Annotated in this window: 22 protein-coding genes; 17 read left to right on the plus strand and 5 right to left on the minus strand. The window is 68.5% G+C overall.

Translation table 11 applies throughout. The annotated features are described in order from the left end of the window. Position 1: 1 nt before the first annotated feature. The 10 genes from glmS (at position 2) to groL (ending at position 10,530) form a co-directional block, all read left to right on the plus strand. Positions 2-1,864, plus strand: coding sequence for a glutamine--fructose-6-phosphate transaminase (isomerizing) (gene glmS, locus EEB19_RS07495; RefSeq protein WP_187584720.1), 1,863 nt, complete (start codon positions 2-4; stop codon positions 1,862-1,864). Between the two features lie 7 nt (positions 1,865-1,871). Then, positions 1,872-3,329, plus strand: a complete 1,458-nt coding sequence (locus tag EEB19_RS07500; protein WP_187584722.1) for an NAD(P)H-hydrate dehydratase — start codon at positions 1,872-1,874, stop codon at positions 3,327-3,329. A 38-nt stretch (positions 3,330-3,367) separates the two neighbouring features. Next, on the plus strand, positions 3,368-4,513 hold the full coding sequence (gene alr, locus EEB19_RS07505) for an alanine racemase (protein WP_187584724.1): 1,146 nt from the start codon (positions 3,368-3,370) through the stop codon (positions 4,511-4,513). Then, positions 4,506-5,627, plus strand: coding sequence for an alpha/beta fold hydrolase (locus tag EEB19_RS07510; protein ID WP_187584726.1), 1,122 nt, complete (start codon positions 4,506-4,508; stop codon positions 5,625-5,627). The genes alr and EEB19_RS07510 overlap by 8 nt, the downstream gene beginning before the upstream one ends. Further along, complete coding sequence (gene tsaE, locus EEB19_RS07515; RefSeq protein ID WP_187584728.1) at positions 5,624-6,085, plus strand: tRNA (adenosine(37)-N6)-threonylcarbamoyltransferase complex ATPase subunit type 1 TsaE; 462 nt, start codon at positions 5,624-5,626, stop codon at positions 6,083-6,085. The genes EEB19_RS07510 and tsaE overlap by 4 nt, the downstream gene beginning before the upstream one ends. Continuing rightward, positions 6,070-6,792: a tRNA (adenosine(37)-N6)-threonylcarbamoyltransferase complex dimerization subunit type 1 TsaB gene (gene tsaB / locus EEB19_RS07520; protein ID WP_262365507.1), complete on the plus strand. Its 723-nt coding sequence runs from the start codon at positions 6,070-6,072 to the stop codon at positions 6,790-6,792. The genes tsaE and tsaB overlap by 16 nt, the downstream gene beginning before the upstream one ends. Continuing rightward, complete coding sequence (gene rimI / locus EEB19_RS07525) at positions 6,789-7,295, plus strand: ribosomal protein S18-alanine N-acetyltransferase (RefSeq protein WP_187584730.1); 507 nt, start codon at positions 6,789-6,791, stop codon at positions 7,293-7,295. Before tsaB ends, rimI begins: the two co-directional genes overlap by 4 nt. Continuing rightward, on the plus strand, positions 7,292-8,344 hold the full coding sequence (gene tsaD / locus EEB19_RS07530) for a tRNA (adenosine(37)-N6)-threonylcarbamoyltransferase complex transferase subunit TsaD (protein ID WP_187584732.1): 1,053 nt from the start codon (positions 7,292-7,294) through the stop codon (positions 8,342-8,344). Before rimI ends, tsaD begins: the two co-directional genes overlap by 4 nt. 180 nt (positions 8,345-8,524) lie before the next feature. Further along, positions 8,525-8,824 carry a co-chaperone GroES gene (gene groES, locus EEB19_RS07535; RefSeq protein ID WP_006334733.1) on the plus strand — a complete coding sequence of 100 codons (300 nt, stop codon included), beginning with the start codon at positions 8,525-8,527 and terminating at the stop codon, positions 8,822-8,824. A 92-nt stretch (positions 8,825-8,916) separates the two neighbouring features. Beyond that, a complete protein-coding gene (groL, locus tag EEB19_RS07540) occupies positions 8,917-10,530 on the plus strand; it encodes a chaperonin GroEL (RefSeq protein ID WP_187584734.1) in 1,614 nt (537 codons plus the stop codon). 101 nt (positions 10,531-10,631) lie between these two features. On the opposite strand, the gene EEB19_RS07545 is transcribed toward groL, so the two are convergent. Beyond that, the gene (locus EEB19_RS07545) at positions 10,632-10,928 is read right to left on the minus strand and encodes a WhiB family transcriptional regulator (RefSeq protein WP_187584736.1); all 297 of its coding nucleotides are present in this window, start codon (positions 10,926-10,928) and stop codon (positions 10,632-10,634) included. A gap of 440 nt (positions 10,929-11,368) precedes the next feature. On the opposite strand from EEB19_RS07545, the gene EEB19_RS07550 reads away from it, so the two are divergent. The 3 genes from EEB19_RS07550 (at position 11,369) to EEB19_RS07560 (ending at position 13,812) form a co-directional block, all read left to right on the plus strand. Beyond that, on the plus strand, positions 11,369-12,154 hold the full coding sequence (locus EEB19_RS07550; RefSeq protein WP_187584738.1) for a hypothetical protein: 786 nt from the start codon (positions 11,369-11,371) through the stop codon (positions 12,152-12,154). A gap of 91 nt (positions 12,155-12,245) precedes the next feature. After that, a complete protein-coding gene (gene shbA / locus EEB19_RS07555; protein WP_187584740.1) occupies positions 12,246-12,833 on the plus strand; it encodes an RNA polymerase sigma factor ShbA in 588 nt (195 codons plus the stop codon). After that, a complete protein-coding gene (locus tag EEB19_RS07560) occupies positions 12,817-13,812 on the plus strand; it encodes an anti-sigma-D factor RsdA (RefSeq protein ID WP_187584946.1) in 996 nt (331 codons plus the stop codon). Before shbA ends, EEB19_RS07560 begins: the two co-directional genes overlap by 17 nt. A 32-nt stretch (positions 13,813-13,844) precedes the next feature. Here EEB19_RS07560 and EEB19_RS07565 read toward each other — a convergent pair whose 3' ends face one another. Then, complete coding sequence (locus EEB19_RS07565) at positions 13,845-14,234, minus strand: DUF5319 domain-containing protein (RefSeq protein WP_187584743.1); 390 nt, start codon at positions 14,232-14,234, stop codon at positions 13,845-13,847. Positions 14,235-14,365: 131 nt separating this feature from the next. Here EEB19_RS07565 and guaB point away from each other — a divergent pair, with 131 nt between their 5' ends. The 3 genes from guaB to EEB19_RS07580 are packed head-to-tail and all read left to right on the plus strand — an operon-like array spanning position 14,366 to position 18,902. Next, positions 14,366-15,877 (plus strand): IMP dehydrogenase, encoded by a 1,512-nt coding sequence (guaB, locus tag EEB19_RS07570; RefSeq protein ID WP_187584745.1) that lies wholly within the window; start codon positions 14,366-14,368, stop codon positions 15,875-15,877. A 52-nt stretch (positions 15,878-15,929) separates the two neighbouring features. After that, positions 15,930-17,087, plus strand: a complete 1,158-nt coding sequence (locus EEB19_RS07575) for a GuaB3 family IMP dehydrogenase-related protein (protein WP_187584948.1) — start codon at positions 15,930-15,932, stop codon at positions 17,085-17,087. Positions 17,088-17,135: 48 nt separating this feature from the next. After that, positions 17,136-18,902, plus strand: a complete 1,767-nt coding sequence (locus EEB19_RS07580; protein ID WP_187584747.1) for a GMC family oxidoreductase — start codon at positions 17,136-17,138, stop codon at positions 18,900-18,902. Here the strand turns inward: EEB19_RS07580 and EEB19_RS07585 are convergent. From EEB19_RS07585 to EEB19_RS07595, 3 genes are read right to left on the minus strand one after another with little or no spacing between them, the layout of a single operon-like run. Then, positions 18,849-19,451: an energy-coupling factor transporter transmembrane component T gene (locus EEB19_RS07585; protein WP_187584749.1), complete on the minus strand. Its 603-nt coding sequence runs from the start codon at positions 19,449-19,451 to the stop codon at positions 18,849-18,851. The genes EEB19_RS07580 and EEB19_RS07585 overlap by 54 nt on opposite strands. Further along, positions 19,448-20,122, minus strand: a complete 675-nt coding sequence (locus EEB19_RS07590) for an energy-coupling factor ABC transporter ATP-binding protein (RefSeq protein WP_187584751.1) — start codon at positions 20,120-20,122, stop codon at positions 19,448-19,450. Before EEB19_RS07590 ends, EEB19_RS07585 begins: the two co-directional genes overlap by 4 nt. Before the next feature lie 27 nt (positions 20,123-20,149). After that, positions 20,150-20,761, minus strand: a complete 612-nt coding sequence (locus tag EEB19_RS07595) for a biotin transporter BioY (protein WP_187584753.1) — start codon at positions 20,759-20,761, stop codon at positions 20,150-20,152. A gap of 109 nt (positions 20,762-20,870) precedes the next feature. Between EEB19_RS07595 and guaA the strand changes: the two genes are divergently transcribed. Continuing rightward, a complete protein-coding gene (gene guaA, locus EEB19_RS07600; protein ID WP_187584950.1) occupies positions 20,871-22,421 on the plus strand; it encodes a glutamine-hydrolyzing GMP synthase in 1,551 nt (516 codons plus the stop codon). Positions 22,422-22,442 lie beyond the last annotated feature (21 nt).

Genomic DNA, 22,442 nt, shown 5'->3' on the forward strand with positions numbered 1-22,442 from the left:
TATGTGTGGAATCGTCGGATACGTCGGGCGGCGCGATGCGCTGGGCATCGTGGTCGAGGCACTTCGGCGGATGGAGTACCGCGGATACGACTCGGCCGGAGTCGCGATTCTCGACGGACAGGGCAGCACCGCCGTCGAGAAGAAGGCGGGCCGCCTGGAGAACCTGGACAAGCAGATCGCGGCCGTCGGTGCGGAGACGCTCTCCGGCACCACAGGGATGGGACATACCCGCTGGGCCACCCACGGGCAGCCGACGGACCGCAATGCCCACCCCCATGTGAGCACCGACGGCAAGATCGCCGTCGTCCACAACGGCATCATCGAGAACTACGCGCCACTGCGTGCCGAACTCGAGGACGGCGGGATCGACTTCACCTCGGACACCGACACCGAGACCGCGGTGCATCTGCTGGAGACCTACTACGCGTCGGGGCCGACCGCCGGTGATTTCGTCTCCAGCGCCTACGCCGCGCTGCGCCGTCTCGAGGGTGCGTTCACCCTTGTCTTCACCCACTCGGATCACCCGGACACCATCGTGGCCGCACGTCGGTCCACGCCGCTCGTCGTCGGTGTCGGCGACGGCGAGATGTTCGTCAGCTCCGATGTGACCGCCTTCATCGAACACACGCGGGACGCCGTCGAGCTCGGTCAGGACGAGGTCGTCATCATCACCGCGGATGACTACCGCATCTCCGACTTCGACGGTGATCCGCGCCCCGGCAAGCCGTTCCACATCAACTGGGATCTCGCCGCGGCCGAGAAGTCGGGTTACGACTTCTTCATGCTCAAGGAGATCGCCGAGCAGCCCGCGGCGCTGGCCGACACTCTGCTCGGCCACCTCCAGAACGGCCGGATCGTGCTCGACGAGCAGCGCCTGACCGACGACGACCTCCGCGATGTCGACAAGGTGTTCGTCGTCGCCTGCGGCACGGCGTATCACGCGGGGCTGCTGGCGAAGTACGCCATCGAGCATTGGACGCGCATCCCGGTCGAGGTCGAGTTGGCCAGCGAGTTCCGTTACCGTGACCCGGTTCTGGACCGATCCACGCTGGTCGTCGCGATCTCCCAGTCCGGCGAGACCGCGGACACGCTGGAAGCGGTTCGCCACGCCAAGGATCAGAAGGCGCGCGTACTCGCGATCTGCAACACGAACGGAGCGCAGATCCCGCGGGAGTCGGACGCAGTCCTCTACACCCATGCCGGTCCGGAGATCGGTGTCGCGTCGACCAAGTGCTTCCTGGCCCAGATCGTCGCCGCCTATCTCGTGGGATTGGCCCTGGCGCAGGCGCGCGGCACCAAGTACGCCGACGAGGTGTCGCGCGAGTTCGCCGCGATGGAGGCCATGTCCGGCGCCGTCACCGAGGTGCTGAGGACGATGGAGCCGGTCCGGGGTCTGGCGCGGTCACTGGCCGACCATGACACCGTGCTCTTCATCGGGCGCCACGTCGGCTACCCGGTCGCGCTCGAGGGTGCGTTGAAACTCAAGGAACTCGCCTACATGCACGCGGAGGGTTTCGCCGCCGGTGAGCTCAAGCACGGTCCCATCGCACTGCTCGAGGACGGTCTGCCGGTCATCGTCGTGATGCCGTCGGCGGAGGGGCGTGCGGTCCTGCACTCGAAGATGATCAGCAACATCCGTGAGATCCAGGCACGCGGTGCCCGGACGATCGTCATCGCCGAGGAGGCCGACGTGGCGGCCGCCGCGGTTGCCGACCACCTCATCCCGATGCCCAAGGTGCCGACCCTGATGCAGCCACTCGTCTCGACGATCCCGCTGCAGGTCTTCGCCGCGACAGTGGCGCAGGCCCGTGGCTACGACGTCGACAAGCCGCGCAACCTGGCCAAGTCGGTCACCGTCGAGTAGCGACACCATGCCGATCCGCTACCTCACCGCCGAGCGGGTCCGGGAGGCGGAACACGCCACCGGACACCTCCTGGAGAACGGCACACTCATGCGCCGGGCATCGGCGGGAGTCGCGCACGTCGTGATCGGTGAACTCGACCGCACCGGGGGCGTCTACGGCCGACGGGTGGGGCTCGTCGTCGGCGCGGGCGACAACGGCGGTGACGCGCTCTATGCGGGGTCTGTTCTGCAGCGTCGCGGAGTCGCTTGCACCGCAGTGCTTCTCGCGCCCGAGAAAGCGCACGCCGGAGGTCGCGACGCCTTTCTGCGCGCCGGTGGCCGCGTGGCCTCGGCACTCCCGTCGGACCTCGACATCGTGATCGACGGTGTCGTCGGGATCGGCGGCCGGGGACCGCTGCGGCCTGCCGCCGCGGAGGTCTTCGCTGCACTCGCACCCGCCGACGCCGGGGGACCGCCCGTCGTGTCCGTCGACCTCCCCTCGGGCGTCGACGCCGACACGGGCGAGGTGCACGATCCCGCGGTGCAGGCCTCGGTCACCGTCACGTTCGGCGTTCCGCGGAACGCGCACCTGCTCGCCGCGCCGAGATGCGGTCGCGTCGAGATCGTCGACATCGGACTCGGACCGGCCGGATCCGTCGGCGGCGTCGGTGGCGGACCGGTGTTCGAATCGCTCTCCGACGACGACGTCGGGCGGCTGTGGCCCGTGCCCGGACCCGCCGACGACAAGTACACCCAGGGCGTGGTCGGCGTCATCGCGGGCTCCGCCCGTTATCCCGGCGCCGCACTTCTCGCGACGGGCGCCGCTGTCGCCGCCACCTCGGGCATGACCCGCTACGTGGGATCGGCCGGCGACGAGGTCGTCGCGCATTTCCCCGAGGTGGTCGTCGCGCCGTCGCTCGCCGACGCGGGACGCGTGCAGGCCTGGGTCGTCGGACCGGGCGCCGGCACCGACGATGCCGCTCTGGCGCTGCTCCGCGAGGTCCTGTCGACCGACCTGCCGGTCCTTCTCGACGCGGACGGCCTGTCGCTGCTGGCGCGGCATCCCGAGCTGGTGATCGATCGTGCCGCGCCGACCCTGCTCACGCCGCACGCCGGTGAGTTCGCCCGGCTGACCGGCGCCGACCCGGGTGCCGATCGGCTCGGGGCGGTGCGTGATCTCGCCGCGCGTTGGCAGGTGACGGTCCTGCTGAAGGGCCGTATCACGCTGATCGCGGATCCGTCCGGTGACGTCCTGGGCAACGACGCCGGCAGCTCGTGGTCGGCGACCGCCGGTGCCGGAGACGTGTTGTCCGGGATCGCCGGCTCACTTCTCGCCGCGGGTCTCGCGCCACGGCTCGCCGGCGCCGCGGCAGCCCGAGTCCACGCCCGCGCCGCGATGCTGGCCGCGCGCGGCGCCCCGATCGGAGCGTCCGCACTGTCCGGCGCCATCCGGCCGGCCATCCGTGACCTGCGCGGCAGCGCCTGAGGACCGATGATCTGCGCCCGTCTGGGAGAATGGCAGCGATGACCTCTGCCCTGACCGCGACCATCGATCTCGATGCGATCGCCCACAACGTCGACGTGCTGCGTACCACCGCGGGCGCCGACGTGCTGGCGGTCGTGAAGGCCGACGCCTACGGTCACGGCGCACTCCCGGTGGCCCGTGCGGCGCTGGCCGCCGGTGCCACCGAACTCGGAGTGGCCCACATCACCGAGGCGCTCGCGTTGCGGCAGGCCGGGATCGATGCCCACGTGACCTCGTGGCTGCACGGTGCCCGGGCGGACTTCGACAGCGCGATCGCCCACGACATCGACATCGCGGTCTCGTCGTCGCGCCAGCTCGCGGCGGTGATCGACGCCGCACGCCGACGGTCGGAGACGGCCACCGTGACCGTCAAGGTCGACACCGGGCTCAACCGCAGCGGTGTGGCCGCGGAGGACTGGTCGGATGTCGCCGAGATGCTGGCCAAGGCGCGTGCCGACGGTGCGGTCGAGGTGCGTGCCATCATGTGTCACCTGGCACGTGGGGACGAGCCCGATCATCCGCTGAACTCACTGCAGGCCGATCGCCTCGACGAGGCGGCGGCCGACCTGCGTCGGCTCGGCGCCGGACCCGAGGTCATGCACATCGCCAATTCGCCTGCGGCACTGACCCGTCCGGATCTCGCACGGGATCTGGTCCGACCGGGTATCGCCCTGTACGGCCGAACCCCCATCCCGGAACTCGGTGACTTCGGTCTGGTCCCGGCGATGACGCTCGAGGCGGATATCGTGCTGATCAAGGAGCTCGCCGCGGGCGACGGCGTCTCGTACAACCACACGTGGATCGCCCCGTCCGACACCAGGATCGGCGTCGTCTCGGCCGGATACGCCGACGGGGTACCGCGTCTGCTGTCCGGGGTGATCGCCGTCCGCGTCAACGGGCGTACGTTCCGCGGTGTGGGACGAATCTGTATGGACCAGTTGGTCATCGACCTCGGCGCCGACGGCGGCGGGGTCCGAGAGGGGGATCGTGCGGAACTCTTCGGAACAGGTCGCGACGGTGGTCCCACCGCCAAGGACTGGGCCGATGCGATCGGCACCATCGATTACGAGATCGTCACGGGAATCGGACGACGGGCCGAGCGGGTGTACGTCGGCGGCGGACGGGCCGGTGCCGGACATGGATAGGTCCGAGCGGATCGGATGGCTGGCCGGGGTGACCGGAGTCGCGGGACTCGGCGCGGTCGCCGCGGGTGGCGTCGCCCGGAACGTGGCGAGACGCCGAGTACGTGGGCGCGCGGATCCGTTCGCCGACATCGACTTCACGTCGATCTACGACGATCCGGCGACCACCGTCACCACCGACGACGGACTCGGTCTCGCGGTCCGATCGGTGATCACCGGACCGGAGGGTGTCGAGCCGGAGCTCACCGTGGTGTTCGTCCACGGCTTCAGCCTCCGGATGGCGAGCTGGCACTTCCAGCGCTACTTGCTCGCCGAGCAGTGGTCCGGCCGATCGATCCGCATGGTGTTCTTCGACCACCGCGGACACGGCCGAAGCGATCCGGCTCCGTCACACACCTGCACCATCGGGCAGCTTGCCGACGACACCGGAGCGGTCATCCGCGCCATGGCGCCGTCGGGACCCGTTGTCCTGGTCGGGCATTCGATGGGCGGGATGGCGCTGATGGGCTTGGCGCGCCGCGACCCGGCCCTGTTCGGCTCCGACGGGCGGGTGACCGGTGTGGCGCTCGTCGCGACGGCGTCACGAGGGCTGACCGAGGCGGGACTCGGTGAGGGACTGACCAATCCGCTGCTCGACGCGTTCCGCCTGTCCGTCCGTCATGTCCCGGCGCTGGTACGGGCCGGCCGTGGCGTCACACGCGCGGCGCTCGAACCGGTCCTGGTGGCGGCGAGCTTCGGGTCCGACTTCTACAGTCCCGTCGCCGGGCGCGCCGTCGAGAAGATGATCCAGAACACCCGCATCGAGACGATCGTCGACTTCCTGCACGCCCTGGAGGACCACGACGAGTCGACGGCGCTGCCGGTGCTCGCGCAGGTGCCCTCGGTCGTGGTGTGCGGCAACGAGGATCGGCTCACGCCCCTGCAGAGGTCGATGCGCATGTACGGCGAGCTGGGTGAGGACTCCGAACTCGTCGTCGTCGAGGGGGCGGGTCACATGGTGCCGATGGAGGAACCGGAGATCGTCACCGCGGCGATCGCCGACCTCGTCGACCGGGCACGGGCCGCCGTCCCGCAACCCCGCCGGCGGTGGTGGAAGAAGATGGTGGGCGTCCGGTGACCGGGTCCGCGACACGGGGTGCGACGGGTTCACGGGTGTTGCCGGACGTCGCCGACACCGAGGACCTCGGCCGGGAACTGGCCGCAACGCTTTCCGCCGGGGATCTGGTCATCCTCGACGGTCCGCTGGGGGCGGGCAAGACCGCTCTCGCTCGCGGGATCGCGGCCGGCCTGCGCGTTGTCGGACGCGTGTCGTCGCCGACCTTCATCATCGCGCGTGAGCACCGTCCCTCACATCCCGATCTGCCCGGCATGATCCATGTCGATGCCTACCGTCTCTGTGGACTCGACGAACTCGACGCCCTCGACCTCGATTCGGATCTGACCGATGCCGTTGTCGTCGTGGAGTGGGGGGAGGGCGTGGTGGAACGACTGGCCGAGCGGCATCTGATGGTACGGCTGCGACGGGAGCCGGATTCCGAGGTGCGGCAGGCGGAGTGGGAATGGGTGGAGCACTGATGTACGTCCTGGCGATCGACACCGCGACCGACGCGGTGGTGACGGGTGTGGCGCGTGTGGACGACACCGGTCCGGCCGAGATCCTCGCCGAGCGCGCACTGGCCGACGGCCGGCGGCATGCCGAGGTCCTCACGACACTGATCGCGGAGGTGCTGGCCGAATCCGCGGTCGCACGAGAAGATCTCGCCGCGGTGGTCGTCGGCTGCGGACCCGGCCCCTTCACCGGGTTGCGTGTCGGCATGGCGACCGCGGCATCCTTCGCGGATGCGCTGTCGCTGCCGGTGTACGGGGTGTGCTCGCTCGACGCAGTGGCGGTCCGGGCCACCGGCACCACAGACGCCGGGTCGGTGCCCCGCTCGGTGCTCGTGGTGGCAGATGCCCGTCGACGTGAGATCTACTGGGCGCGTTATGTGGACGGCGAGCGTGTCAGTGGACCGTCGGTGGCCGCTCCCGCGGTCGTCGTGTCCGATCTCGCGGAGGCCGACATCGATCTCGTCGTCGGCTCGCCCGATCATGCGCGGTTGTTCGATCGGCCGGTCGGTGCGGCAACCGTGCCGTCGGCCGCCGGACTCGTCGGCTGCGCGATCACGGACCTGAGGTCGGCCGCGACTCCGGCGCCGTTGGTGCCGCTCTACCTTCGGCGGCCCGACGCGGTGGAGCCCACGGCCAAGCGTCGACGGACCACGGCGGGCGGGGTGGGACGATGACGACCTCCGAATTGCTGATCGATGACCTCGACTACTCCGACATCCCACGCTGCGCAGCACTGGAGAAGGAGATGTTCTCCGGCGACTCGCCCTGGCCTGCAACAGCATTCCGGGCCGAGCTCAACGCTCCGTATAACCGCTACTTCGCGGCCAGAGAGGTGTCCGGCGGCGAGGTCGTCGGCTACGCGGGCGTGTCCACGCTGGGGACTGCCGGTTCCTACGAATGCGAGATCCACACCATCGCCGTGGCGCCGACACATCGTGGTCGTGGTTACGGCAGGGCGCTGCTGGCGGCGCTGCTCGACGTCGCCGACGACTGCGATGCACCGATGTTCCTCGAGGTCCGCACCGACAACGAGACGGCCATCGAGCTGTACACGCGAAACGGCTTCGTACGGTCGGGCATTCGGCGCAACTATTATCAGCCGTCGGGAGCCGACGCGTACACCATGATCCGGCCGGCCCAGACGCCGACCACACCACAGGCCGGGAGCGCCCCATGATCGTGATGGGTATCGAGAGTTCGTGTGACGAGACCGGCGTCGGCATCGTCCGATGGGACCCGGACGGGATCGGTGACGGTGGTCGGGGCACGGCGACACTATTGGCCGACGAGGTCGCCTCCAGTGTCGACGAGCACGCCCGGTTCGGGGGTGTCGTCCCGGAGATCGCCTCCCGCGCGCACCTCGAGGCCATCGTCCCGACGATGCGCCGCGCCCGCGAGGCGGCGGGGATCGACCGTCCGGATGCGATCGCGGTGACGATCGGGCCGGGGCTGGCCGGTGCGCTGCTCGTGGGAGTGTCGGCGGCCAAGGCCTACGCCCTTGCCTGGGACGTACCGCTGTACGCGATGAACCACCTCGGGGGCCACGTCGCCGTCGACACACTCGAACACGGGCCGATGCCGGAGTGCGTCGCGCTGTTGGTCAGTGGTGGCCACACCCACCTGCTGCACGTGACCGATCTGGCCCGTCCGATCACCGAACTCGGCACCACCGTCGACGATGCTGCGGGGGAGGCGTTCGACAAGGTCGCCCGACTGCTGGATCTCGGCTTCCCCGGTGGTCCGGCCCTCGACCGTGCCGCGGCGCAGGGAGATCCGCACGCCATCGCGTTCCCACGCGGCATGACCGGACCGCGCGACGCACGGTACGACTTCTCGTTCAGCGGCCTGAAGACCGCCGTCGCCCGGCATGTCGAAAAGTGTGAGCGGGAGGGTGTCGAGCCGGCGATCCCCGACATCGCGGCGTCGTTCCAGGAGGCGGTCGCCGACGTCCTCACCATGAAGGCGATCCGCGCTTGCACCGACCTCGACGTGGACACCCTCGTCCTCGGGGGCGGCGCGACCGCCAACTCCCGCATCCGCTCGATGTCGCAGGAGCGCTGCGCCGCGGCCGGGATCACCTTGCGCGTACCGAGACCGCGCCTGTGCACTGACAACGGGGTCATGATCGCCACCCTCGGTGCACACGTCATCGGCGGCGGTGCGACGCCGTCGCCGCTGACCGTGGCGACCGACCCCGGCATGTCGGTGCAGGTCAGTCAGCTCTGAGCGATCAGCTCAGACTTTCGCACCCTCTGCCCTTGAGTGCTGGCACTCGCATGTATAGAGTGCTAGTGGCACTGTGATGAAGTCTCGTACACCCGCGACTGCGGGGCTTCGGCCCAGGGCCAATGAACGTGCAAGTCGATACCGTTCAACAACTCAGTACGAAAGTTGAGGACCCACATCGTGGCGAGCGTGAACATCAAGCCGCTTGAGGACAAGATCCTGGTGCAGGCCGTGGAGGCAGAGACGACCACCGCGTCCGGTCTGGTCATCCCGGATACCGCCAAGGAGAAGCCGCAGGAAGGCACCGTCATCGCCGTCGGCGAGGGACGGGTGACCGAGCAGGGCAACCGCGTCCCGGTCGACGTCAAAGAAGGCGACACCGTCATCTACAGCAAGTACGGCGGCACCGAGATCAAGTACGCCGGTGAGGAGTACCTGATCCTGTCGGCGCGCGACGTGCTGGCCGTCATCGGCAAGTAAGACCCGCGACTTCCCGCGTGTCTCGCGCCCCGGTGCCCTCTCGGGCGCCGGGGCGTTGCCGTTCACCCCATCTCCGTATGTGAAAGAGACCCATGCCCAAACAGATTGAATTCGACGACGTAGCGCGCCGCGCGCTCGAGCGTGGCATCAACCAGCTCGCCGACGCCGTGAAGGTCACCCTCGGCCCGCGCGGGCGGCACGTGGTGCTGGCCAAGGCCTTCGGCGGCCCGAACGTCACCAACGACGGCGTGACCATCGCCCGTGACGTCGATCTCGAGGATCCCTTCGAGAATCTCGGTGCCCAGCTGGTCAAGTCGGTCGCGACGAAGACCAATGACGTGGCCGGCGACGGCACCACCACCGCGACCGTCCTCGCCCAGGCCATGGTCTCGGCCGGTCTGCGCAACGTGGCGGCCGGCGCGAACCCGATCGCTCTCGGCATCGGTATCGGCAAGGCAGCCGACGCCATCAGCACCGAACTGCTCCGCGTGGCGACCCCGGTCGAAGGGGAGAAGGCCATCGGACAGGTCGCCACCGTCTCGTCACGTGACGAGGAGGTCGGCGAGATGGTCGGCAAGGCGATGAGCCGGGTCGGCGGCGACGGTGTCGTCACCGTCGAGGAGGGCTCGGGCCTGCAGACCGAACTCGACATCACCGAGGGTGTGCAGTTCGACAAGGGTTACCTGTCGCCGTACTTCATCACCGACGGTGACAGCCAGGAGGCCGTCCTCACCGACGCACTCGTGCTGCTCTACCGCGACAAGATCAGCTCCCTGCCGGACTTCCTCCCCCTGCTGGAGAAGGTCGCCTCCGAGGGCAAGTCGCTGCTGATCATCGCCGAGGACGTCGAGGGCGAGCCGCTGTCGACCCTGGTGGTCAACTCGATCCGCAAGACGATCAAGGCCGTCGCCGTGAAGGCGCCGTTCTTCGGTGATCGCCGCAAGGCGTTCCTCGAGGATCTCGCCGTCGTGACCGGCGGCACGGTGATCTCCTCCGACATCGGGGTGAGCCTGCAGAACGCCGAGCTCGATCTGCTCGGATCGGTTCGCCGCGTGGTCGTCACCAAGGACACCACCACGCTGGTCGAGGGTGCGGGGACCTCCGAGGAGATCGCGAAGCGGGCCGAGCAGCTCCGTCGTGAGATCGAGAACAGCGACTCCGACTGGGATCGGGAGAAGCTCGCCGAGCGTCTGGCCAAGCTCGCCGGTGGCATCGCGGTCATCCGGGTCGGTGCTGCCACCGAGACCGCGCTCAAGGAGCGTAAGCACCGCGTCGAGGACGCGGTCGCCGCCGCCAAGGCCGCGGTCGAGGAGGGCATCATCCCCGGCGGTGGAACCGCCATCGTGCAGGCCGCCAAGATCCTCGACGGAGTGGCCGAGGGTCTCGACGAGGACGAGGCACTCGGTGTGCGGCTGGTCCGCGATGCCGTGCGCGCTCCGCTGTTCTGGATCGCCGGCAACGCGGGTGTCGACGGTGCTGTCGTCGTCGCGAAGGTGTCCGAGGCCGAGCCCGGCCAGGGATTCAACGCGGCCACGCTCACCTACGGCGACCTGCTGGCCGACGGCATCATCGATCCGGTCAAGGTCACCCGCTCGGCCGTGGTGAACGCGGCATCGGTGGCCCGGATGGTGCTGACGACCGAGACCGCCGTCGTCGACCAGCCCGAGGACGAGCCGGCCGGGGGACATCACGGTCACGCGCACTGACACGTGCCCACGACATATGTGAGGTGCTGACAGATGCAGACGGGGGCATCGATCCACGGATCGATGCCCCCGTCTCGTCTGTCACGGACCGGTGGGACCGGTCAGCTCGCGATCCGGCGTCCGACGCCGCGCTTCATCAGCATGCTGCGCTCGGACTCCGACAGTCCGCCCCAGATCCCGTAGGGCTCGGCCACGGCGAGCGCGTGCTCGCGGCACTGGGCGATGACCGGGCACTGATGGCACATCTCCTTGGCGCGGCGCTCACGCTGGGCACGGGCACGGCCTCGCTCGCCGTCGGGATGGAAGAACATCGACGATTCCACTCCACGGCACAAGCCCTGCATCTGCCAATCCCAGATGTCAGCATTCGGACCGGGGAGATGATTCGGCTGAGGCATGGCAGCGGCTCCTTGTCTGCGTGTGACGCTCCGTTTGTCATCGGCGCAAACACACAGTAAGCAAGCGAAATTAATTGAGTCAATCCCGCCAAATGGCTGCTCAACGATGGTGAAAGTTCGGCGATTGTTAACGCAGTGTTGAGGAGTGCGGAAGGCATAGCATATGAACAGAAGGTGCTGAATCCGACCCCGGTTCATGTCCTGACAATCCCGCTTGATCTGCGAGTTTTCTTGGTGGAGGGGCTATTTCGATGGTGCATTTGGCGCATGACAGGCACGTGACACGCAAGGGGCCGCGTAACCCAGAAGAAACCCAGCGATTATTCGCACGTGATCTGTTTTCTGAATTAACGTTTGTGACGGCAGGTTAAATTCATGCAAACTGCAACCGGTTCCACTGTCTGGATCGTGCCTGAAAACCTCGGAAAATAGGTTCTGAAATGCGCAGACGTACGGAAGGGTATGCGCGTTGGGCCGACGCCGTCGAGTGGGGAGGTGTGGGTCACATCGCGCGCGCCTGCTCGCTGCTCGACGATGTGGACCGCATCGCACGGGTCGCCGACGACGCTGTGCTGGCGTCGCTGTCCGGCTCGACGCGGGCCTCGTTGCTGCGCCAGGCCGGTCGCCACCGGCTCGCCGCGCGGCTCGACGGACGGGCGCTGTCCCGCATCGGTGGTCCACGGTCCGTCGAGGATCCCCACGCCCGGGCGGCCGTCCTCGACGCCGTCGTCGGACTCGCCGCCGATCACCTCGGACAATTCCATCTCACCGCCTCGCGCAATCTGCTGCGTAGGGCCCGCCGATGTGTGGCGCCCGGCGACCCCGACTGGTTCGCCGGCCGACGTCCGCGGCTCCGGATCGAATGGGTGTCGGCCGAGCTCGCGATGTACTCGGGTGATCCCGACGAGGCGTGCGCCCACGCCGACGCCGCGCTGACCCTCGCCGCGGGGCCCGACGTCCCGCACCGGCATCAGGTGAAGACGTCCCTCATCGCCGCGGCCGCCGCGGCGACGGCAGGCCGATCGGCGGAGGCCTCGCAGCGGGCCGCCCAGGTGAGTGCCGCCGCCGCCGAACACGGGCTGCTGCCGCTCGCGTGGGCCTCATCGGCGCTGCGCACGGGTCTGAATCCGTCGGATGTCGCGCTCGCCGCAGATCTCGCGCGGCAGCGAGCCGAACTCATCCGTCGAGGTGTCCCGTTCGAACACCGGGTGACGGCGAGTGGGTGATCGGAGCGTGACAGGTGATCGCTAAGGTGACGTGGGGACAAATCCGGACGGCAACACCACCACACATGTAACACGGGGATCTCAACTGACGATGAAACTGACGGGTGTTGAGCTCGACGAGGCAGTCCGCTCTGCGGGGCAGGGCGATCGCGGCGCGCTCACGTCAGTTCTCGAGAGTGTGCAGGAGCCGATCCTGCGCTACTGCCGAGGGCGAATTGGAGTCGGAGAACGCCACCTGTTCTCCGCCGACGATATCGCGCAGGAGGCGTTGATGGCGGTGATGACAGCACTGCCCCGGTATCAAGACCAGGGCAGGCCGTTCATGGCCTTCGTATACGGTATCGCCGCCCACAAGGTCGCCGATGCGATGCGAGTGGCGGGCAGGGTCAAGGCCGACCCGGTGGAGACGTTGCCGGAGCTGACGACGTTCACGGGCGGACCGGAACAGATGGCTCTCGACGCCGATGCCAGCCGCCGGATGCGTGCGCTGCTGACTATCCTCCCGGAGAAACAGCGCGAGGTGCTGGTGCTGCGTCTGGTCGTCGGCCTCTCGGCCGAGGAGACCGCTGACGCGGTGGGCAGCACGGCGGGAGCAGTCCGGGTCGCCCAGCACCGGGCACTCGCGAAATTGAAGGATCAACTGAGGAAGGCAGGTGAGTCGGATGAACGAGGAGCGTGATCCTGCCGATCCCACCTGGGACCTCACCGATCCGATCGATCTGACGGCCGTCCACCTCGACGACCGCTTCCTCGACGCGCTGGCCGACGACAAGCCGGTACCGACCCGCGACGACACCGAGTATCACCTCGCCGAACTGCTCGCCGGCTGGCGCCACGACGTGATCGCCGAACCGCTGCCCGAGCTGCCCACGGTCGACGAGGTCGAATCCGCGATCGCGGCCACCGAGCGCGCGCGTCGCGGCCGCGGTGTGATCCGCCATCTGCGCGTGGCCTCCGGCGCTGCCGCGATCGTCGTGATCGCCGGCGCCGGCCTGACCGTGCTCGCCGAGGGGTCGTCCCCGGGAGATCCCCTGTGGGGCGTCAAGCGCGTGGTGTTCGCCGAGGCTGCCAGCCAGACCCAGGCGTCGATGGACGTCCAGTCCTATCTCGAGCAGGCCGAGGCGGCCGCCGCATCCGGCGACACGACCCAGGCAGCCGAGCTGATCGCCAAGGCCCAGAAGAACATGGGCCCGGTGGCCGACGCCGACAAGAAGCGGATGAACGAGTGGATCGATCGTCTGCGCACCGACGGGGCGTCGAAGGCCGCATCGAGCAGTTCGGCGAAGTCCTCGGAGAGCCGTGAGTCTTCGGTCACCGGCCGGAACCCGAACGATCCGGCGTCGCCACCACGCGACCTGCTGAGGTCGGGAACCGACAAGCGGTCCACCTCGGTGACCGTGCCGAACCCGCCACCTCCGACGGACGACCAGTCGAGCGATCCGCCGACCGACGCACGGACCGGACAGCCCGGGACGGGTCAGCCGGGTACCACGGATCCGCAGCTGCCGAGTACGACCGACATCCCGGTGCCGACGACGACTCCGGTGCCGACCGCGAATCCGTCACCGGTGGAGCCCGAGCCGACGGTGAGCCCGGAACTGCCGACGATCACGACCACGTTGCTGCCTGCGCCGGCGCCTGCCCGCTGGTATTGGTGATTTGCTGATCTGCTACTGATTTGCTGGGGCGCTCAGCGCTCGTCGTCGACGTGGCTGCGCGCATCGGCGTAGCCACGGCAGTAATCCCACGTGACGTAGGCATCCGGCCGTGGATCGACCGCCGGCTCGTGTGGCCGGACCGTGCCGTCGATCAGCAGCTGCAGCAGATTGGCGCGCAGCATGTCCCAGTCGTGATAGTGATCTTCGTGACAGTCGTCGCACACGACGACGAGGCCGCGGATTCCCCGATGTGCCAGCAGCGCTTCGTAGACCGCCAGATCGGCGAGATCCTCCTCGACCGCCATGCGCTCGTTCTCGTCGAGCGGGATGCCCGGTTCCACCGAGTCCAGGGCCGACGCCGGATCGCTGGGATCGTCGGCGAACGGGTCTGGCGGCAGGCCGGGTGGTAGGTGGTCACGCACACAACCACGGTAACCGATGACGCCGCCGGAGTGCTTCGAGGAGTACACAGGCGCCGACGCCGGGCGAGTCGTCGTACGGCATCCGAACGGGGTGGGCCTGACCACACCTGCGATGCCGATACCATGGAGCAATGACGCACGTTCGCACCGGAGGAGACGACCCCGGCAAGGTCGCGATGCTCGGCCTCACCTTCGATGACGTCCTGTTGCTGCCCGCGGCATCCGACGTGATCCCCAGCGACGCCGACACCTCGTCGCGCGTGACCAAGAACATCACCCTGCGGGTCCCGCTCGTCAGTTCGGCGATGGACACCGTCACCGAGTCGCGGATGGCCATCGCCATGGCGCGCGCGGGTGGGATGGGTGTGCTGCACCGCAATCTCGCCATCGAGGACCAGGCCGGTCAGGTCGAGACCGTGAAGCGGTCGGAGGCGGGGATGGTCACCGACCCCGTCACCTGCTCGCCGACGAACACCCTCGCCGAGGTCGACGCCATGTGCGCGCGGTACCGCATCTCGGGTCTTCCCGTCGTCGACGAGGTCGGCGAGCTCGTCGGCATCATCACCAACCGCGACATGCGTTTCGAGGTCGACCAGTCCCGACCGGTCTCGGAGGTCATGACCAAGGCCCCGCTGATCACCGCCCAGGAGGGGGTCTCCGCGGAGGCGGCCCTGGGGCTGTTGCGCCGCAACAAGATCGAGAAACTCCCCATCGTCGACGGCAACGGCAAACTCACCGGTCTCATCACGGTCAAGGACTTCGTCAAGACCGAGCAGCATCCGCTGGCGACCAAGGACGCCGACGGTCGACTGCTGGTCGGCGCTGCCGTCGGTACCGGCGATCCGCAGTGGGATCGTGCGATGGCACTGGCCGACGCCGGTGTCGACGTGATCATCGTCGACACCGCACATGCGCACAATCGTCTGGTCCTCGACATGGTCACGAAGCTCAAGGCCGAGGTGGGGGAGCGGGTCCAGGTCGTCGGAGGCAACGTCGCCACCCGCGAGGCGGCACTCGCACTCGTCGAGGCCGGCGCGGATGCGGTCAAGGTCGGCGTGGGACCGGGTTCCATCTGCACCACGCGAGTGGTCGCGGGTGTCGGCGCGCCGCAGATCACCGCGATTCTCGAGGCGGTCGCGGTCTGCAAGCAGCACGACGTGCCGGTGATCGCCGACGGCGGCCTGCAGTACTCGGGCGACATCGCCAAGGCGCTCGCCGCCGGTGCCTCGACCGCGATGCTCGGTTCGCTGCTGGCCGGCACGGCCGAGGCCCCCGGCGAGCTGATCCTGGTGAACGGCAAGCAGTTCAAGAGCTACCGCGGCATGGGGTCGCTGGGTGCGATGCAGGGACGCGGTCAGGCCAAGTCGTATTCGAAGGACCGGTACTTCCAGGATGACGTCCTGGCGGAGGAGAAGCTCGTCCCGGAGGGCATCGAAGGACGCGTGCCGTTCCGCGGGCCTCTCGGGCAGGTCATCCACCAGCTGGTGGGCGGTCTGCGCGCGGCCATGGGCTACACGGGGGCCTCCTCGATCGCCGGGTTGCAGCAGGCCCGTTTCGTGCAGATCACCTCCGCGGGTCTCAAGGAGTCGCATCCCCACGACATCACGCTCACGGCTGAGGCGCCCAACTACTATTCTCGCTGACGCTGTTCCACCTCTGTCGTCAGAACAGCCCGCGTAGCAGAAAGGCGCAATGGTGCGTGACCTCGTGGACATCGGTATGGGCCGGACGGCTCGTCGGACGTTCGAACTCGACGACATCAGCATCGTCCCGTCCCGCCGGACCCGGTCGTCGAAGGACGTCTCCACGGCCTGGCAGATCGACGCCTACCGCTTCGAGTCGCCGATCCTCAGCCACCCCACCGACGCCCTGGTGTCGCCGGCGATGGCCATCGCGCTCGGCAAACTCGGGGCCCTCGGCGTGATCAACGGCGAGGGACTGTGGGCGCGACATCGCGATGTCGAGGAGAAGATCGCCGACCTGATCGCGGTGGCGACAGAGAATCCCGATCCGCAGGCGGCGATCCGCCATCTGCAGCACCTTCATTCGGCCCCCCTCGACACCGGCCTGCTGCGCGAGGCCGTCACCACCGTCCGCGAGGCCGGGGTCACCACGGCCGTCCGGGTCAGTCCGCAGCATGCGCCGGAGCTCACCCCGGCCCTGCTCGAGGCCGGTGTCGAACTGCTCGTCGTGCACGGCACCATCATCTCCGCCGAGCATGTCGCGCAGGTCGACGCCGACGGTGCGGCCCGCGAGCCCCTGAACCTCAAGACCTTCATCGCCGACCTCGACATCCCGGTCATCGCCGGCGGCGTGCACGATCATCGGACCGCTCTGCACCTGATGCGAACCGGTGCTGCCGGCGTCATCGTCGGCTACGGATCGGCGGCCGGGGCGACGACGACCGGTGAGGTCCTCGGCATCGGTGTGCCCATGGCGACCGCGATCGCCGACGCCGCAGCGGCGCGGCGCGAATACCTCGACGAGACCGGTGGCCGGTACGTGCATGTCATCGCCGACGGCGACATCCACACCTCGGGCGACCTCGCGAAGGCGATCGCCTGCGGTGCGGACGCGGCCGTGCTCGGGACGCCGCTCGCCGCGTCGGCCGAGGCGCCGGGACGCGGCTGGTACTGGCCGTCGGCGGCGGCGCATCCGGACACCCCGCGTGGCGCCCTGCTCCAGGTGGCGACCGAGGCGGACCGCCCAAGTCTGGAGTCCGTCCTGACCGGGCCTTCGCAGGATTCGTTCGGCGAGCTGAATCTCGTTGGTGCGCTGCGCCGTTCGATGGCAAAGGCCGGTTACAGCGACCTCAAGGAATTCCAGAAGGTCGGGCTCTCGCTGCACTCCTGAGCATCGGGGGCTGCCCAACCTTGACAATGTTCGTTAGTATGTTTCGTCATGGCAGCCCACCATGACTTCGACGTGCTCATCATCGGTTCCGGATTCGGCGGGAGCGTCAGCGCCCTCCGGCTGGTGGAGAAGGGGTACCGCGTCGGGGTGATCGAGGCGGGGCGGCGCTTCGAGGACCACGAGTTCGCGAAGACCAGTTGGCGGCTGCACAAGTGGTTGTGGGCGCCGAAGCTCGGTCTGTTCGGGATCCAGCGCATCCATGCGCTCAAAGACGTCATGATCCTGGCCGGTGCGGGCGTCGGCGGTGGGTCGCTCAACTACGCCAACACGCTGTACAAGCCGCCCGCGCCCTTCTTCGACGATCCGCAGTGGCGGCACATCACCGACTGGCAGGACGAACTCGGCCAGCACTATGAGCAGGCGCGCCGCATGCTCGGCGTGGTGACCAACCCGACCGTCACCGACTCGGACCGCATCATGCGGGAGGTCGCCGAGGAGATGGGTGCGGGTGACACGTTCACGGCCACCCCCGTCGGCGTGTTCTTCGGCGCGAAGACGGGCCTCGACGGTACTCCCGGCGAGACCGTCGAAGACCCGTACTTCGGTGGCGCGGGTCCCGACCGCACGGCCTGCACCGAATGCGGGGCATGCATGACGGGATGCCGGGTGGGCGCGAAGAACACCTTGATGAAGAACTATCTCGGACTCGCCGAACGGCACGGCGCGACCATCATCGACCGAACCACCGTCGACCGGATCGCGCCGAGGGGTGACGGGAGCTGGGAGGTCGGCACGCGGCCGTCGGCGTCCTGGGTGTCCTGGGGTCGTCGGCGCACTCTCACCGCCGGTCAGGTGATCGTCGCGGCGGGCACCTTCAACACCCAGCGGCTCATGCACACCGCCAAACGCACCACGCTGCCGGACATCTCGGACGCGATGGGTGTCCTGACCCGAACCAACTCGGAATCCATCCTGGGTGCGATGGCCGCGACCTACGATCCCGCCCATGACTATTCGCGCGGCGTGGCGATCACGTCATCGTTCCACCCCGAACCGACCACTCACATCGAGCCGGTGCGGTACGGCCGGGGATCGAACGCCATCGCGTACCTGCAGAGCCTCCTCACCGACGGCGGGACCCGACGAGACCGGTTCTCCCAGTTCCTCCGTCAGGTGGCCGCGAATCCCTTCCTCCTGGTCCGACTCCTGGTGGTGCGCAAGTGGAGTCAGCGAACGGTGATCGCGCTGGTGATGCAGAACAGCGACAACTCGCTGACGACCTTCGTCCGCAGGCGCGGTCCGTTCCGGTACATCACGAGCCGCCAGGGGCACGGTGAACCCAATCCGACGTGGATCCCCACGGGCAACGAGGCAACCCGGCGGGTGGCCGCGAAACTTCCCGGAGGTGTCGCGGGCGGCACCTGGGGCGACATCGTGAACATGCCCCTGACCGCACATTATCTCGGCGGATGCGTCATCTCCGACGACCCGGAACAGGGGGTGATCGATCCGTATCACCGCGTGTGGAATCATCCGACGCTGCACATCACCGACGGTGCGGCGATCAGCGCCAACCTCGGGGTGAACCCGTCGCTGACCATCTGTGCCCAGGCCGAACGTGCGATGTCGTTGTGGCCCAACAAGGGCGAGGCCGACCGGCGACCGGCGCAGGGTGAGGCCTACCGGCGCATCGACCCGACACCCCCACGCGCGCCGGTCGTCCCGGCCGGTGCGCCGGGCGCGTTGGTCCTGCCGATCGTGTCAGTCCAGCCCGCGCGCGATCAGCGTGTCGGCGAAGCCGTCGGCGGTGCGTAGGGCGGCGATCACCACCGGCGCGACGAGTATCCGTGCGCCGGGACGCAATCCGCGAGCCTTTCGCGCCTCGTCGACCTGCGCGACGACCTCGACCATCAGTGGGATGGACCGGATCGCCAACGCCAATGCGAGCGCGATGTGGTCGGTCCGCACGCCGATCCGACGCAGCGGGGACAACACGGCCATGATGGTGTCGAGGATCGCCGAGGTCCTCGTCGTCAGCGACACGACCGCGGCCAGCGCGACCGACGCGGCCAGCACCGCGCACACGATCACGGCCCGCCGCCAGTCGGTGAACACCACCTGGAAGACGAACACGAACACCAGCACCCACACCATGGGTCGCATCTGTCGCCACGCCTGCGCCGGACCGATGCCGCCGAGCGCGAACGCCACGACGACCCCGGCGGCGACGACGCCGACCGCGGCGAGGCTGCGGACGGTCAGGCTGATGAGCAGGATCGCCGCGCCGAGCGCCGCCAGCTTCACGCCTGCGGGCAGACGGTGGAGCACCGACCGCCCGGGCCGGTAGACGCCGAGAGCGGTCATGCCATCAGCGCGCGGTAGGCGGCGACGGCGGGCGCCGGCTCGTCGTCGGCGACGACACGCCCCTCGTCGAGCACGATCACGCGGTCGTAGTCGGCGATCAGGTCCAGGTCGTGGGTGAGGACGACGAGCTGCTCGTCGAGTGTCGTGAACACGTCGGCCAGCATGGAACTGTTGCGCAGGTCGAGGAGTGTCGTCGGCTCGTCGGCGACCAGGATCGAGGGGCCGGTGACCAGAACCGACGCCAGTGCCAGGAGTTGTTTCTGTCCTCCCGACAATCGGTGTGCCGGATGGTCGGCGTGGTCGGCGAGACCGAACTGGCGCAGGACGTTCTGGGCGCGGGAACGCCGCGTCGTGCGGTCGGAGACGGTGCGGGTCAGCGACAGCTCGATGTCCTCGGCGACCGTCGGCATGATGATCTGGCGGTCCGGGTCGCTGAAGATGAACCCGACCTCACGTCGGACACGACGTTTGTCGCGGGCCGCATCGATCCCGTTCACATGCACCGTGCCGGTGTCGGGCACGACAAGGGCGTTGATCATCCGCGCCAGGGTCGACTTGCCACTTCCGTTGGCGCCGATGATGCCGATCCGGCGTTCGGCGAGGTCGAGGGTGATGTCGGACAACACGACCCGGTCGTCGTAGGCATGCCCGACGGCCCGGAACTCGATCATGGACGCACGCTCTGTGATCGGCGGCGGTCAGTGTGCGCCACGCCGCAGGCGGATCGGTGCGATCAGCCCCGGGTATGCGCGGTGAACCTGCGCGGCGACCAGGGCTGCGACGACCGCCTTCGCGATGTCGCCAGGAACGTAGACGCCATTGGTGGAGATCGCCGCCCACAGCGACAGATCGGTGCGGAGCAGGAGTCCGATCACACCGCACGCGTAGATCACGACCATCCCGCCGACGATGTTGATGACGATGCCCCACAGCACCCGATACCGCGGCATCATCATCGCGGTCGCGAGACCGATCGCGAGGACGGCGGGTAGGAAGCCGACGAAGAACCCGGCGGTCGGCGACGCCAATGCCACCAACCCGCTGCGCCCGCCCGCCAGGATCGGCAGACCGGCGATCGCCAGGACTGCGAAGATGACCACGGCGAGGGTGCCCTTGCGCGGTCCGAGAATCGATCCGGCGAGCATCACACCGAGGGTCTGGAGCGTGATCGGCACACCCGACGATCCGATCGTGATGGTGCCCGGCAGGCCGAGGGCGGCGATGAGTGCGGCGAAGACGGCAGCCTGGGTGAGGTCGGCCACCGACAGGGAGAAGCGTCGCGTCCGGGGTGCGCCGGTGGTCTGGGACATGCCTGCATTATGTCTGGCGGCCGCGATCACTAAACTCGCTGGGGTGACAGATACCTCTGCCGGTTCCCCGACCGGTTCCGCCGCCGCCCTGCCCGACGGCCCTCGTCCCGTGCTCGTGGTCGACTTCGGCGCCCAGTACGCCCAGTTGATCGCCCGCCGCGTTCGTGAGGCGCGGATCTACTCGGAGGTCATCGGCCACGACGCGCCGCTGGCCGAGATCGAGGCGCGCAACCCGGTCGCCCTGATCCTGTCCGGGGGACCGGCCTCGGTCTACTCCGACGACGCGCCGTCGCTCGATCCCGGTGTGTTCGACCTGGGTGTACCCGTCTTCGGCATCTGCTACGGATTCCAGGCGATGACGCAGCAACTCGGCGGTGAGGTCGCCAACACCGGCGGACGCGAGTTCGGTCGGACGACGCTGACCATCAGCGGCGACGGCGTCCTGCACCAGGGACTGACCGAGACCCAGCCCGTGTGGATGAGTCACAACGACGCGGTCCAGGTCGCGCCGGACGGCTTCACCGTGACCGGGTCGACGCCCGGTGCGCCGGTCGCCGCGTTCGAGTGTGTCGCACGCCAGATGGCCGGCGTCCAGTACCACCCCGAGGTGCTGCACACCCCGCACGGCCAGCAGATCCTCACCCGCTTCCTCTACGAGATCGCCGGGCTCGAGGCGACCTGGACGCCGGCGAACATCGCCGACGCCCTGATCGATGCCGTCTCCGACCAGATCGGCGACGGGCGTGCGATCTGCGGGCTGTCCGGAGGTGTGGATTCCGCGGTCGCCGGGGCGCTCGTGCAGCGTGCCATCGGTGATCGTCTGACCTGCGTGTTCGTCGATCACGGCCTGTTGCGCGCCGGTGAGCGAGAGCAGGTGCAGCACGACTTCGTCGCCTCGACCGGGGCGAAGCTGGTGACCGTCGACGCCGCGGACACCTTCCTCGACGAGCTGGCGGGCGTCAGTGATCCGGAGGAGAAGCGCAAGATCATCGGTCGCGAGTTCATCCGCTCGTTCGAGGGGGCGGTCTCCGATCTGACGGTCGCACAGGCAGAGGGCGAGAGCGAGTCGATCGACTTCCTGGTCCAGGGCACCCTCTACCCCGACGTCGTCGAGTCCGGTGGCGGTAGTGGCACGGCCAACATCAAGAGTCATCACAATGTCGGCGGTCTGCCCGAGGATCTCGAGTTCACCCTGGTCGAGCCGCTGCGTCTGCTGTTCAAAGACGAGGTGCGCGCCGTCGGCCGAGAATTGGGGCTGCCCGAGGAGATCGTCGGACGTCAGCCGTTCCCGGGACCGGGCCTGGCCATCCGTATCGTCGGCGAGGTGACCGCCGACCGGTTGTCGATGCTGCGCAAGGCCGATCTGATCGCCCGGGAGGAGCTGACCGCGGCCGGGCTCGACGGGCAGATCTGGCAGTGCCCGGTGGTGTTGTTGGCCGATGTGCGCAGTGTCGGTGTGCAGGGCGACGGCCGCACCTACGGGCATCCGATCGTGTTGCGTCCGGTGTCGAGCGAGGACGCGATGACCGCGGACTGGACCCGGGTGCCCTACGAGACGCTGGAGATCATCTCGACCCGGATCACCAATGAGGTGCCCGACGTCAACCGTGTCGTCCTGGACGTCACGAGCAAGCCGCCGGGCACCATCGAATGGGAGTGAGTGGGGGGCGGCACGCCTAGC

Source organism: Gordonia sp. OPL2 (assembly GCF_003797825.1).
Classification (GTDB): domain Bacteria; phylum Actinomycetota; class Actinomycetes; order Mycobacteriales; family Mycobacteriaceae; genus Gordonia.

Excerpts from the sequence above, each read along its gene's own strand:
- tsaD (WP_187584732.1), top strand. The coding sequence starts at position 7,292 with ATGATCGTGATGGGTATCGAGAGTTCGTGTGACGAGACCGGCGTCGGC.
- tsaB (WP_262365507.1), top strand. The coding sequence starts at position 6,070 with ATGGGTGGAGCACTGATGTACGTCCTGGCGATCGACACCGCGACCGAC.
- EEB19_RS07590 (WP_187584751.1), bottom strand. The coding sequence starts at position 20,122 with ATGATCGAGTTCCGGGCCGTCGGGCATGCCTACGACGACCGGGTCGTG.
- rimI (WP_187584730.1), top strand. The coding sequence starts at position 6,789 with ATGACGACCTCCGAATTGCTGATCGATGACCTCGACTACTCCGACATC.
- shbA (WP_187584740.1), top strand. The coding sequence starts at position 12,246 with ATGAAACTGACGGGTGTTGAGCTCGACGAGGCAGTCCGCTCTGCGGGG.
- EEB19_RS07545 (WP_187584736.1), bottom strand. The coding sequence starts at position 10,928 with ATGCCTCAGCCGAATCATCTCCCCGGTCCGAATGCTGACATCTGGGAT.
- EEB19_RS07500 (WP_187584722.1), top strand. The coding sequence starts at position 1,872 with ATGCCGATCCGCTACCTCACCGCCGAGCGGGTCCGGGAGGCGGAACAC.
- EEB19_RS07595 (WP_187584753.1), bottom strand. The coding sequence starts at position 20,761 with ATGTCCCAGACCACCGGCGCACCCCGGACGCGACGCTTCTCCCTGTCG.
- groL (WP_187584734.1), top strand. The coding sequence starts at position 8,917 with ATGCCCAAACAGATTGAATTCGACGACGTAGCGCGCCGCGCGCTCGAG.
- EEB19_RS07585 (WP_187584749.1), bottom strand. The coding sequence starts at position 19,451 with ATGACCGCTCTCGGCGTCTACCGGCCCGGGCGGTCGGTGCTCCACCGT.
- alr (WP_187584724.1), top strand. The coding sequence starts at position 3,368 with ATGACCTCTGCCCTGACCGCGACCATCGATCTCGATGCGATCGCCCAC.
- EEB19_RS07510 (WP_187584726.1), top strand. The coding sequence starts at position 4,506 with ATGGATAGGTCCGAGCGGATCGGATGGCTGGCCGGGGTGACCGGAGTC.
- glmS (WP_187584720.1), top strand. The coding sequence starts at position 2 with ATGTGTGGAATCGTCGGATACGTCGGGCGGCGCGATGCGCTGGGCATC.
- guaB (WP_187584745.1), top strand. The coding sequence starts at position 14,366 with ATGACGCACGTTCGCACCGGAGGAGACGACCCCGGCAAGGTCGCGATG.
- EEB19_RS07580 (WP_187584747.1), top strand. The coding sequence starts at position 17,136 with ATGGCAGCCCACCATGACTTCGACGTGCTCATCATCGGTTCCGGATTC.
- EEB19_RS07560 (WP_187584946.1), top strand. The coding sequence starts at position 12,817 with ATGAACGAGGAGCGTGATCCTGCCGATCCCACCTGGGACCTCACCGAT.
- EEB19_RS07550 (WP_187584738.1), top strand. The coding sequence starts at position 11,369 with ATGCGCAGACGTACGGAAGGGTATGCGCGTTGGGCCGACGCCGTCGAG.